At 73.4% G+C, this 13,528-nt stretch carries 3 protein-coding genes; all 3 read right to left on the bottom strand.

Annotated features, from left to right (window positions below; all coding sequences use genetic code 11):
- On the bottom strand, window positions 1-10,602 hold a 10,602-nt coding region (locus VFV67_RS08915; protein ID WP_326468686.1), incomplete at its 3' end, for an SDR family NAD(P)-dependent oxidoreductase.
- Between the two features lie 234 nt (window positions 10,603-10,836).
- A complete protein-coding gene (locus VFV67_RS08910; protein ID WP_326468685.1) occupies window positions 10,837-12,702 on the bottom strand; it encodes a hypothetical protein in 1,866 nt (621 codons plus the stop codon).
- A complete protein-coding gene (locus VFV67_RS08905; RefSeq protein WP_326468684.1) occupies window positions 12,687-13,463 on the bottom strand; it encodes an ABC transporter ATP-binding protein in 777 nt (258 codons plus the stop codon). Before VFV67_RS08905 ends, VFV67_RS08910 begins: the two co-directional genes overlap by 16 nt.
- Window positions 13,464-13,528 lie beyond the last annotated feature (65 nt).

The following is a 13,528-nucleotide window of genomic DNA, read 5'->3' as shown; positions in this document are numbered from 1 at the left end:
GAAGAGAACCTGTCGCAAGGGCTGGTCAAGTTCCGGGTCAAGTCGGGCGCAGACCGAGTCCAGGGTGTCAGCAAAGACGGGGTAGATCTCGTAGAGCTGCCGACCCATACCGGCACGCTGGGAACCCTGACCAGTGAACAGAAATGCCACGGGCCCGGTGCCGGCGGTGCCGCGCACGGCGGGATTGGCCAGCCCGGCCAGGAGTTCTGCCCGAGTGCCGATCACCGCGGCGCGGTGGTCCAGCGCGGCGCGGGTGGTGGCCAGAGCGTGGGCGATGTCGGCGGCCGGCAACTCGTCGGGCAGCGCGGCCAGTTGGTCGGCTTGGGCGCGCAGCGCGGGTTCGGTGTGGGCGGACAGGATCCAGGCCAGCACCGGGGGTTCGGGCTTAGCAGGAACGGGAGTCGGGTCCGGGGCCTGCTCGATGATCGCGTGGGCGTTGGTGCCGCTGATGCCGAAGGAGGAGATGCCGGCGCGCCGGGGGCGATCGGCCGGCCACGGTTGAGCCTCGGTGAGCAGCTCGACCGCGCCGGCGGTCCAGTCCACGTGCGCGGAGGGCTCCTCGGCGTGCAACGTGGCCGGCAGCACCCCGTGTCGCATCGCCATGACCATCTTGATCACACCGGCGACCCCGGCGGCGGCCTGGGTGTGCCCGATGTTGGACTTGATCGAGCCCAACCACAGCGGGGATTCCCGGTCCTGGCCGTAGCTGGCCAGCAGCGCGGTGGCCTCGATCGGGTCGCCGAGCGTGGTGCCGGTGCCGTGCGCCTCCACCGCGTCCACATCGGACGGTGCCAGGCCGGCGCTGCGCAGGGCCGCGCGGATGACCCGCTGCTGGGACGGACCGTTGGGCGCGGTCAGGCCGTTGGACGCGCCGTCGGAGTTGACCGCCGAACCACGGACAACGGCGAGGATGCGATGGCCCCGGCGCCGGGCGTCGGAGACGCGTTCCAGGGCCAGCATGCCGACACCCTCGGACCAACCCGTGCCGTCGGCGTTCGCGGCGAACGGCTTGCACCGGCCGTCTGCGGCCAGGCCGCCCTGCCGGGAGAACTCGGTGAAGATGCCCGGGGTGGCCATCACGGTGACACCACCGGCCAGCGCCAGGTCGCACTCGCCGGAGCGCAGCGCCTGCGCGGCCCAGTGCAGCGCCACCAGCGACGACGAGCACGCGGTGTCCACGGTGACCGCCGGGCCCTCCAACCCGAGGGTGTAGGCGATCCGGCCGGAGGCGACGCTGCCGGTGTTGCCGGTCAGCAGGTAGCCGCCGAAGTCCACCGGCGCCTCGTGCAGCCGGGGCCCGTACTCCTGCGACATGGCACCGACGAACACCCCGGTCCGGCTGCCCTGCAGGGACAGCGGATCGATGCCGGCCCGCTCCAGCACCTCCCACGCGGTCTCCAGCAGCACCCGCTGCTGTGGGTCCATGGCGATCGCCTCGCGCGGTGAGATGCCGAACAGCGCGGCATCGAACTCCCCGGCGTCGTAGAGGAATCCACCCTGGGACGTGGCGCTGGCGCCGGACCGCAAGGCGCCGAGATCCCAGCCGCGGTCGGCGGGGAACTCGCCCATGGCGTCCCGGCCGGACTCGACCAGTTGCCACAGGTCCTCCGGCGAGGTCACCCCGCCCGGGAACCGGCAGGCCATTCCGACGATCGCCACCGGCTCGTCCACCGCGACCGGCGCCGAACCGGTCGGTTCGGGTGTCGCGGAACCGATCAGCTCGCCGCGCAGATACTCGGCCAGCGCGACGGGTGTTGGGTAGTCGAACACGACCGTCGGCGGCAGCCGCAGCCCGGTCTCGGAACCGGCCCGGTTGCGCAGCTCCACCGAGGTGAGCGAGTCAAAGCCCAACTCCTTGAAGCTGCGGTCCGGCTGGATCACGTCGGCCGAAGCGTGGCCGAGCACCATGGCCGCCTGGGTGCGGACCAACTCGCCGAGCAGCCGCCGCTGCTCCGGCTCGGCCAGCCCGGCCAGCCGGCCGGCCAGCGAGGAACCGCCGGCCAGGCCGGCGGCGCGGCGGACCGGCGCCCGCACCAACCCGCGCAGCAGAGCCGGAACCGGCGCCTGGCGCAGTGCCGCGATGTCCAGCCGGGTCGGCACCAGGTGGGCCGCCCCGGAGCCGGTCGCGGCATCGAACAGCGCCAAACCGTCCGCTGTGGACAGTGCGGCACCGGTGCGCTCGAGCCGGGCGCGGTCCACCTCGCTGAGACTTCCGCTGATCCCGCTGGCCTGGGCCCACAACCCCCAGCCGAGCGACACCGCCGGTAACCCCAGTGCCCGCCGCCGGAACGCCAGAGCGTCCAGCACCGCGTTGGCCGCCGCGTAGTTCGCCTGACCCGCGGTGCCGAACGTGGCGGCCACCGACGAGTACAGCGCGAACAGCGCGAGATCCTGGCCGGCGGTCAGCTCATGCAGTTGCAGCGCCGCATCGGCCTTCGACCGGAGAACCGCGTCGAACCGCTGCGGGGTCAACGACTCCAGCACGCCGTCGTCGGCCACCCCGGCGCAGTGCACGACCCCGGTCAGCGGGCGCTCGAGGTCCGCCAGCACCAGCGAAAGCGCGTCCCGGTCCGCCACGTCGCATGCCACCGCCCGGGCGTGTGCACCCAGCTCCGCCAGGCGGGCCAACAGCTCCGCGGCGCCGGCGGCGTCCGGGCCGCTCCGGCTGAGCAGCACCAGATGCCGAACCCCGTGCGTGGTCACCAGGTGCTCGGCGAGCAGCGCGCCGAGCGTGCCGGTGCCGCCGGTGATCAGCACCGTGCCGTCCGGGTCGAGCGCATGCGGCACGGTGAGCACGTTCTTGCCGATGTGCCGGCCCTGGCCCACGTGCCGCAGCGCGGCGACCGCGTCGCGGATGTCCCAGGCCCGGGTGGGCAGCAGGGTCAGCTCGTCACGCTCGAACAGCGCCACGATCTCGGCCAGCATCCCGGCCAGCCGGTCCGGGCCGGCCTCGTGCAGGTCGAACGCCCGGTACCCGAACTCCCCGTCGGGGGTGCGCAGGTCGGCCTTGCCCATCTCGACGAACCGGCCGCCCGGACCGAGCAGCCGCATCGAGGCGTCGATGAACTCGCCGGTCAGCGAGTTGAGCACCACGTCCATCCGGCCCGGCAGCCGGGCGGCGAACCCGGTGTCCCGGGAGGAGGCCAGGTGATCCTCGGGCACACCGAGCCCGCACACGGTGTCCCACTTGTGCGGGCTGGCCGTGCCGTACACCTCGGCGCCGAGGTGGCGGGCGAGTTGCACCGCGGCCATGCCCACCCCGCCGGCCGCGGCGTGGATCAGCACCGACTCCCCGGCCCGCAGCCCGGCCAGATCGACCAGCGCGTAGTAGGCGGTCAGGAACACGATCGGCACGGACGCGGCGTCGGTGAACGACCAGCCGTCCGGGATCGGCGCGACCAGCCGCCGGTCGACCGCCACCCGCGGCCCGAACCCGCCGGACACCAACCCGAAAACCTTGTCCCCCACCGCGAGATCGGTCACGCCCGGGCCGAGTTCGAGCACCACGCCGGCCGCCTCGGAGCCGAGCAGCTCCGGCTCCGGGTAGGTGCCGAGCGCGATCAGCACGTCGCGGAAGTTCAGTCCGGCCGCGCGTACCTCGATCCGCACCTGGCCGGGCAGGAGTTCGGCGCCGGCCAGCTCGACGGCGGCGACGTCGGTCAGCGATCCGTCGCCCGGTTCCAGCCGCCAGTCCGGCGTGCGCGGTACGGGAAGCATCGGCAGCGCGGATGCCCGGGCCAGCCGGGGCACCAGGGCCACCCCGGCGCGGATCGCCACCTGCGGCTCGTCCGACGCGAGCACCGCGGGCAGCAGCTCGAGCGAACCGGCACCGTCGAGATCGACCAGCACGAACCGGTCCGGGTGTTCGGCCTGCGCCGAGCGCACCAGGCCCCAGACCGCCGCGCCGGCCAGATCGGTCACCAGGTCACCGGGGTCGGCGGCGACCGCGCCCCGGGTCAGCACCGCCAGCCGACCCGAACCCTCGGCCAGCCAGGACCGCAGCTCGGCCAGCACCCGGTGGGTGGTCTCGGCGATCGAGCCGCCCGGCTCGTCCAGTCGCAGCAGCGGCACCGGTTCGGCCGAAGTGTCCGAAGTGGACATCGGGGTCCAGCGCACCGCGAACAGCGCGTCGTCCGCGCCGGTCGCGTCGTCCAACTGGCTCGCCGACACCGGCCGCAGCACCAGGGACTCCACCGACACCACCGGCGCGCCGGCGGCGTCGAACGCCTGCAGCGACAGGGTGTCCGGCCCGGCGGGGAGCAGCCGCACCCGCAGCACCGGCGCACCGGCCGCGTGCAGGGACACCCCGGACCAGGCGAACGGCAGCGGCGCCGAGCCGGTGTCGGACACCAGGCCGCCGGCGATCATGGCGTGCAGCGCGGCGTCGAGCAGCGCCGGGTGGACGCCGAAGTGCTCGGCGTCGCCGCGGACCGCGTCGGGCAGCTCCACCTCGGCGAACACCTCGCCGGCCCGGGTACGCCAGACCGCCCGCAGGCCACGGAAGGCCGGGCCGTAGGCCAGCCCGATCCGGGCCAGTTCGGGGTAGCAGCCGGTGAGGTCGACCGGCTCCGCGCCTTCCGGCGGCCAGACCGGTTCCCCGGCCGGCGCCGCCGGGCCGTCCGCGCCGAGCACCCCGGTGGCGTGCAGGGTCCACGCTGCGTCGTCGCCGTCCGGCCGCGAGTAGATCTCCACCCGCCGGTGGCTGAGGTCGTCGGAGTCGACCGGCACGTTCACCTGCACCTGCACCGCACTCCGCTCGGGCAGCACCAGCGGCACCCGCAGGGTCAGCTCGTCCAGCCACGCGCAGCCGACCCGCTCGCCGGCTTGCAGGGCCAACTCCACCAGCGCCGTGCCGGGCACCAGGATCCGGTCCAGCACCACGTGATCGGCCAGCCATGGTTGCGTGGCAACGGAGAGCCGGCCGGTGAGCACCACGCCGGCGCCGGAGGCCAGTGACACCGCCGCACCCAGCAACGGGTGGTCGGCCACCCCGAGCCCGGCGGTGCGCACATCGGCGGCGCCGGCCCGGTCGTCCAGCCAGTACCGCCTGCGCTGGAAGGCATAGGTCGGCAGCGCGACCCGCCGCGCCCGACCGGCGAACGCCGGGGTCCAGTCCACGGCGACGCCGCGCACCCAGGCCCGGCCCAGCCCGGCCAGGAACGTCTCCGGCTCGGCCCGCCCGGCCCGGCACACCGGTACCGCGACGCCCTCGTCCACGAGAGCGGAGAGCACGCCATCGGGCCCCAGCTCCAGGAACGTGGTGACCCCGTTGTCGCGCAGGGTGGTGAGGCCGTCGGCGAACCGGACCGTGTCGCGGACGTGCCGCACCCAGTACTCCGGGTCGGTGACGTCACCGGAGGTCACCACCGGGATCCGGGGTGGTTGGTAGGTCAGGGTTTCGGCCACGGCGCGGAACTCGGCCAGCATCGGGTCCATGTGCGGCGAATGGAACGCGTGCGAGACGGTCAGGCGCTTGGACTTGGCCCAGCGCGGCGCCAACTCCGCGACCACGTCCGCATCCCCAGAGATGACCACCGACGTCGGGCCGTTGACCGCCGCGATGCTCACCCGGTCCTCGAGTCCGGCGATCGCTTCGATGACCTCGGCCTCGGTCGCCTGCACGGCCAGCATCGCCCCACCGGTGGGCAGCGCCTGCATCAACCTTCCGCGCGCAGCGACAAGAACGCAGACATCGTCCAAGGACAGCACACCTGCCACATATGTGGCAGCCAACTCACCGATGGAATGCCCCAGCAGGAAGTCCGGAGTGATACCCCAGGACTCCACCAGCCGGAACAGCGCCACCTCAAGCGCGAACAACCCCGCCTGCGTGTACACGGTCTGGTTCAACAGATCAGAGTCGGTGAACACGACCTGCCGCAGCGGGCGCTCGAGTTCCGTGTCCAACCGGGCACACACGGCGTCGAAAGCGGTGGCGAAGACGGGAAAGGTGTCGTAGAGCTGCCGCCCCATGCCGACCCGCTGCGAACCCTGACCGGTGAACAGGAAGGCGACCCGACCCTTGGCCACCTCGTCGCGCAGCACCCCGGGCGCGGAGCGGCCCGCGGCCAGCGAAGCCAGCCCGGCCAGCAACTCGTCCCGGTCCGAACCCAGCACCACGGCCCGGTGCTCGAGCGCGGCCCGGGTGGTCGCCAGCGCCGACCCGATGTCGACAACGGACTCGTCGGACCCGGTCAGCAATCGGGTCGCCTGCTCCCGCAACGCATCCGCGGACCGGGCGGAGATCATCCAGGGCACCGGACCGACGACCTGGTCGGCTGCCAACGGCTCCGGCTCGGCCGGCGGCGCCTGCTCGACGATGGCGTGCGCGTTGGTGCCGCTGATCCCGAACGAGGACACCGCGGCCCGGCGCGGCCGGTCGGCCGCCCACGGCCGCGCCTCGGTGAGCAGTTCGACCGCGCCGGCGGTCCAGTCCACGTGCGGGGAGGGCTCGTCGACGTGCAGAGTGCGCGGCAGGATTCCGTGCCGCATCGCCATGGTCATCTTGATGATCCCGGCGATGCCGGCGGCGGCCTGGGTGTGGCCGATGTTGGACTTCAGCGAGCCCAGCCACAGCGGGCTTTCCCGGTCCTGGCCGTAGGTGGCCAACAGTGCGGTGGCCTCGATCGGGTCGCCGAGCGCGGTCCCGGTGCCGTGCGCCTCCACCGCGTCCACATCGGACGGTGCAAGGCCGGCGTCGGCCAGCGCCGCCCGGATCACCCGCTGCTGCGACGGCCCGTTCGGCGCGGTCAACCCGTTGGACGCGCCGTCGGAGTTGACCGCGCTCCCCCGGACGACCGCCAGCACCTCGTGCCCGTTGCGGACCGCGTCGGACAGCCGTTCCAGGACGAGCATGCCGACACCCTCGGACCACGCGGTGCCGTCCGCGGCCGCCGAGAACGCCTTGCACCGCCCGTCGGCGGCCAGCCCGCCCTGCCGGCCGAACTCGGTGAAGATCCCCGGCGCCGACATGACCGTGACCCCGCCGGCCAGGGCCATCGCGCACTCCCCCGAGCGCAGCGCCCGCACCGCCAGATGCAGCGCCACCAACGAGGACGAGCACGCGGTGTCCACCGTCACCGCCGGCCCCTCCAGGCCGAAGGTGTAGGCGATCCGGCCGGACGCCACGCTCGCGGTGTTTCCGGTGAGCAGGTAGCCCTCGTGGTCGTCGGCGGCCTCGTGCAGCCGCGGCCCGTAGTCCTGGGACATGGCCCCGACGAACACCCCGGTCCGGGAGCCGCGCACCGAGGTCGGCGCGATGCCGGCGCGCTCGAGCGCCTCCCAGGCGGACTCCAGCAGCAGCCGCTGCTGCGGGTCCATGGCCAGTGCCTCGCGCGGGGAGATCCCGAACAGCTCGGCGTCGAAGTCGGCCGCGTCGTGCAGGAACCCGCCCGCGTCGCCGTCGCCGACCCGGCCGCGCAGGTCGTCCAGATCCCAGCCGCGGTCGGTGGGATACCCGCCGATGGCGTCCGTCCCGGAGTGCACCAGCCGCCACAGGTCCTCCGGCGAGGCCACGCCGCCGGGGTAGCGGCAGGCCATGGCCACGATCGCGATCGGCTCGGCCGCCGAAGAGTCCGATGTGGACGCTTCGAGGACCGGCCGGCCCGCGCCGGACAGTTCCTCGCACAGGTAGGCCGCGACCGCTTCCGGGGTCGGGTAGTCGAACAGCAGCGTGGTCGGCAACGGCAGGCCGGAGCCGACCGCGAGCCGGTTGCGCAGTTCCACCGCGGTCAGCGATTCGAAGCCGAGATCCTCGAACGTGCGGGCGGTGTCCACCGCGCCCGGCGAGGAGAACTCCCCCAGCGCCGCGATGTGCGCGCAGACCAGTTCGAGCGCGATGCGCCGCCGCTCGCTCTCCGGCACCCCGGCCAGCCGGTCGCGCAGCGGGGAATCCGGTGCCGTGGCCCGGACTCCCGGGACCGGCGTCTCGTCGCGGACCGCCCCGGTGGTCGCCATCGCCGTGGACCCGCGCCAGTACCGCTCCCGCTGGAACGGGTAGGTCGGCAGATCCACCCGCCGAACGTCCAGACCGGCGAACACCGCCGGCCAGTCCACGGCGGTGCCGGCCGCGTGCGCCTCGGCCAGGCAGGTCAGCAGCGCCTCGCGCTCGTCCCGGTCGGCGCGCAACGTCGTGGTGACGCAGATCCGGCCGGCGGCATCGGGACCGGCATCGGGACCGGCATCGTGGTGGTCGGCACAGTCCCGCGCCATCCCGGCCAGCACGCCGGTCGGACCGACCTCGACGAACCGGGTGACGCCGAGCCGGCGCAGCGTGCCGATGCCGTCGGCGAACCGCACCGGCTGCCGGATGTGCCGCACCCAGTACTCCGGGTGCTGGATCTCCGCCGGATCCACCGGCTCTCCGGACACATTGGACACGATCGGGATGCGGGGCGGCTGGAACGACAGGGTTTCGGCCACGGCGCGGAACTCGGCCAGCATCGGCTCCATCCGCGGCGAGTGCGAGGCGATCGACACCGCCAGCCGCTTCACCTTGCGTCCCTCGGCCTTCCAGCCCTCGGCCAGCTCGGTGACCACGTCCGCGTCGCCGGAAACCACGACCGAGGTGGGTCCGTTGAGCGCGCCGATGCCCACCCGGGACTCGTGCCCGGCCAGCGCCGCGAGCACCTCGGCCTCGCTGGCCTGCACCGCGAGCATCGCCCCGCCGGGCGGCAGGGCCTGCATCAGCCGGCCGCGCGCGGCCACCAGCCGGCAGGCGTCGGCCAGCGACAGCACCCCGGCCACGTGCGCGGCGGCCAATTCGCCGAGCGAGTGCCCGACCAGGTAGTCCGGCCGCACCCCGAAGGACTCCAGCAGCCGGAACAGCGCCACCTCCACCGCGAACAGCGCGGGCTGGGTGTAACCGGTCTGGTCCAGCAGCTCCGGTTCGCCGTCGATCACTGCGCGCAACGGCCGGTCCAGCTCGAACCGCGCACAGACCTCGGCCAGCGCGGTGTCGAACACCGGGAAGGCCGCAGCGAGTTCGCGGCCCATGCCGAGCCGCTGCGCGCCCTGACCCGGGAACAGGAACGCCAGGCCGCCGTCCAGCACGGTGCCCTCGGCGACCCCGGACGCGGGCAGCCCGCCGGCCACCGCATCCAGCGCGGCCAACAACGCCGCCCGGTCACCGGCGACGGCCACCGCCCGGTGCTCGAACGCGGTCCTGGTGGTGGCCAACGAGAACGCCAGATCGGCGACCCGCAGCCCGGGCCGGGCGGACAGGGTGTCGCGCAGCCGGGCGGCCTGCGCGCGCAGCGCCGGGCCGGTCCGGCCGGACAGCACCACCGGCACCGCCGGGCCGTCCGCAGCATCCGGTGCTTCCGCTCGACCGGCGACCCCGCTGACCACCAGGTGGCAGTTGGTGCCGCCCATGCCGAACGAGCTGACCCCGGCCAGCAGCCGCCCGCCCGGTGCCGGGAAGTCGGCGATGTCCCGCTGTACCGCCAGGTTCAGCGTGTCGAGCGGGATCTCCGGGTTCGGCCGCTCGAAGTTGAGGCTGGCCGGCAACCGGCCGTGCGAGATCGCCAGCACGGTCTTGAGCAGTCCGGCGGCACCGGCCGCGCCCTCCAGGTGCCCGATGTTGGTCTTCACCGAGCCGACCGCGAGCCGGTCGCCCGGCCGCCGCGCCGAGCCGAGCACCGCGCCGAGCGCGGCCGCCTCGATCGGGTCGCCGACCCGGGTCGCGCTGCCGTGCAGCTCCACATAACCCACGTCGGCCGGGTCGATCCCGGCGCTGTCGTAGGCGGCGCGCAGCACCGCTTCCTGGGCGACCCGGCTCGGTGCGGTCAGGCTGGCCCCGCCACCGTCGTTGTTCACCGCGCCGCCGTGGATCACGGCGTGGATCCGGTCGCCGTCGCCGATCGCCCGGGACAGCGGCTTGAGCGCGAACAGCACGCCGCCCTCGCCGCGCACGTAGCCGTTGGCGCGCTCGTCGAAGGTGTAGCACCGGCCGTCCGGGGACAGCCCGCCCATCCGGGCCGAGGCGACCACGCTCTCGTCGGCGATGTTCAGGTTCACGCCGCCCGCAAGCGCGAAGGTGGACTCACCCGCGCGCAGGCTCTCGCAGGCCAGGTGCACGGCGACCAGCGACGAGGACTGCCCGGCGTCCACGGCCAGGCTGGGTCCGCGCAACCGCAACGTGTAGGAGACCCGGTTGGCGATGATCCCGCGGGCCAGTCCGGGCATCGTGTACTGGTCCACGCCGCCGGTGCCACCGCGGTGTTGCAGTACCGCGTAGTCGTCGTAGATCGCGCCGGCGAACACGCCGGTCGCGGTGCCGCCCAGGCTGGCCGGGAGGATGCCGGCGTCCTCGAGCACCTCCCAGGACAGCTCCAGCATCAGCCGCTGCTGCGGATCCATCGCCGCGGCCTCGCGCGGCGAGATGCCGAAGAACCCGGGGTCGAACTCGTCCACCCGGTCCAGGAAGGCGCCCCGGCGGACCTCGGTGGCCGATTGCCAGCGGTCGGCCGGCACCTCGCCGGTGGCGTCCACCCCGTCGGCCAGCAGTCGCCAGAACGCGGCGGGGTCCGCCGCACCGGGCAGCCGGCAGGCCAACCCGACGATCGCGATCGCATCGACGTTTTCCGCGCGCGGTTCAGACATGAAGTCTCTCAAATCTGCTCGATACCACGAGAGTTTTCACGACGATCCGGCCGCTGCTTCGACGCGGCCCAATCCACCCAATGACGAGGCTAGTTACCGGCCATATGCGGACCAACCCCTAACGGCCGCCCGGCACCCCCTAGCCGACCATTGATCACACCTCGCGCCCGATCCCGCGCGAAAAGACGCCGACCGGGTGTCCACCCGGCCGGCGACCTTCGTTTTCAGCTCAATTCAGGCGGGTAACGCCGCTCCCTTTCGGGCCCGCTTCCGGTTGAACTCGCGCTGGGCGTTGGCGTAGAGCCGCCAGGCCAGCCCGAGCAGGGCGAAGCCGATCAGGTACATGACCGCGATCATCGGCCACTGCAACTCCTGCGGCAGGTGCAGCGCAAGGAACCAGACCTGCGCGACCTCGCCGGACAGCTTCATCAGCGTCGGCACCACGGCCTGCGGGAACAGCGCGATGCAGCCGGCCATGACGCTCACCAGCAGCAGCCGCCGCCGGGACCTGGGCATCGTGTCCAGCGCCGAGGCTTCCGCGCCGGCCTGCCCTTGGTGCTCCCGGCCGCGCCGCAGCAGGTACAGCAGCTCCGGGCCCCGGTTGGCCAGGATCCGGTAGGCGAGCGCGCCGAGCAGCAGGTAGCACAGCGTGCCGGTGAGCAGCCCGGCCGGCACCCCCAGCCAGGCCAGCGCCGGCCGGTCCATGATCTCGGCGAGCACCGGCAGGGCCAGGGCCGGCCCGGTCGTGCCGATCGCCAGGAACATCATCACGAACGCCGGCCCGGTCAGATCCCCGTGATCGAGCGGCGAATCCTTGTGCTGGCGCGGATCCGGGCCGGGCACCAGCTGGTCGGCGGACAGCCAGGGCAGCAGCCCGGCCGCGCCGCCGAGCACCGCGACGGTCGCGGTCAGCGCCCACGGCCACAGCTCCGGCCGGCCGCTCAACACCGTGCCGGCCACCGTGAGCAGCAGTGCCGCCGGGGCGAACCAGACCAGCCAGGCCAGCTGCCGGCCGCGCACGTCCGGCCGCTCGCTGCCCGGGGTGACCAGCGTCAGCCACAGCGCGGTGCCCTCCTGGCCGTACCAGTTGATCGACGTCACCGCGCCCATCAGCGCGGTCAGCGCGCCGAGGAACGGCAGGAACGCGGTGGAGCCGAAGAACAGCGGCACCAGGCAGGTGAGCACCGCGAACACCGGCGCCACCACCAGGCTCTGGATCCGCAGCGGGTCGCGCCAGTAGAACCGCAGCTCCTTGCGGAACACCGCGGGCACCGCACCGGCCGGGCCGCGCGGCACCGCGTGCTCCGCATCAGAGCCGCGCACCACCGGCCGGGCCAACCGGTTCGGGCCGAGCGCCCGGGCCCAGACCAGCCAGAGCAGCGCCACCAGCACGGCCAGACCGAGCACCGGGACAACGGCCATGACCCAGTCGCCCTCGTCCGCCGCCCGCACCGCGACCAGCGGCCAACCGGACGGCAGCGCCCGGACCACCGCGCTGAACTCCGCCGAGAACCCGGTCACCAGCACGGATTCCAGGGCCACGAATACGATCCAGCCGGACGACGCCACCGCAAGCAGCCCGGCGGTGATCAGCCCGCTGATCGCGCCACCGAGCCGGGACCGGACCAGCGCGCCGAGGGCGACCGCGGCCAACCGGGACAGCAGCACCACGAAGGTGAGCAGCAGCGCCGTGCCGAGCAGGGCGAGCAGCACCGCGGCCGGGCCGAACGGCAGCGCGTACACCACGATCGCGGCGAACGCGAGCAGCGTGACCGCGGCCGGCACACCGACGAACGCGGTGGCCAGCAGACCGAACGCGAGCCGGCGCGGCGGGATCGGCAGCAGCGCGAACTGCTCGGCGCGCAGTGCCGGCTGCCCGGCGTAGGCCGGGGCCAGCACCCAACCGAGCATCCAGGTGGCGAGCACGACGGCGAGCAGGTCGAGCACGGTGTCCGGGGCGGTGTCCAGCCGGGTGATCGCGATCGTGCCGGCCGCGCCGATGGCGCCGAGCACCGCGCCGCTGGCCATGTTGTTCGCCCGCGGACCCGACGCCGCCCGCCGCAGCACGGCGAGCTTCATCCGGATCAGGACGCCAACCACGCCAGCCCCTCCCCACCGCCGACCCGCACGCCGACCAGTTCGACGAACGCCTCCTCGAGGGACTTGCGGCCGCGCACCTTCTTCAGCGGCCCCTCGGTCACCACCCGGCCGCCGGCCAGCACCGCGACCGTGTCGCAGAGCTGCTCGACCAGTGCCATCACGTGGCTGGACAGCAGCACCGAGCCGCCGCCGGCAACGAACCGCTGGAGGATCCGCTTGAGGGTCGCGGCGGAGACCGGGTCGACCGCCTCGAACGGCTCGTCCAGCACCAGCAGCCGCGGCGCGTGCAGCAACGCGGTGGCCAGGCCGATCTTCTTCCGCATCCCGGTGGAGTAGTCGATGATCAGCGTCCGCTCGACCGACCCGGTCAGCTCGAGCACGGTGAGCAGCTCGTCGGCCCGCTGCCGCACGGTGTCCAGTTCCATGCCTCTGAGCTGGCCGAGATGCAGCAGCAGTTCCCGGCCGGTGAGCTGCTCGGGCATGGCAAGGCCGTCGGGCAGCACGCCCATCAGCGCCTTCGCCCGCAGCGGCTCGCGCCAGACGTCGACCCCGAAAACGTGTGAGCGTCCGGCGTCCGGACGTAACAATCCGACCGCCATGGACAGCAACGTGGTCTTGCCCGCGCCATTCGGTCCGACCAGTCCGTAGAACGAACCGGGGGCGACGGTGAGGTCGGCTTGGTCGACCGCCGTGAAATCACCGAACGCCTTGTGCAGACCCTTCAACTCGAGTGCGGGAACCCGTTCATTCCCTGTGTTCACGAGAACATTCTCCTTGTCGCGTGGAGGCTCGGACGCGTGTGCGCGGAATTCGTGCGATAGGGGTC

Origin of the sequence: Actinophytocola sp. (assembly GCF_035762905.1) — a bacterium.
In the GTDB taxonomy this organism is placed as follows: Bacteria; Actinomycetota; Actinomycetes; order Mycobacteriales; family Pseudonocardiaceae; genus DASYTH01.
Note: the sequence above shows the minus strand (reverse complement) of the source record. Positions and strands in the feature narration are given on the sequence as shown.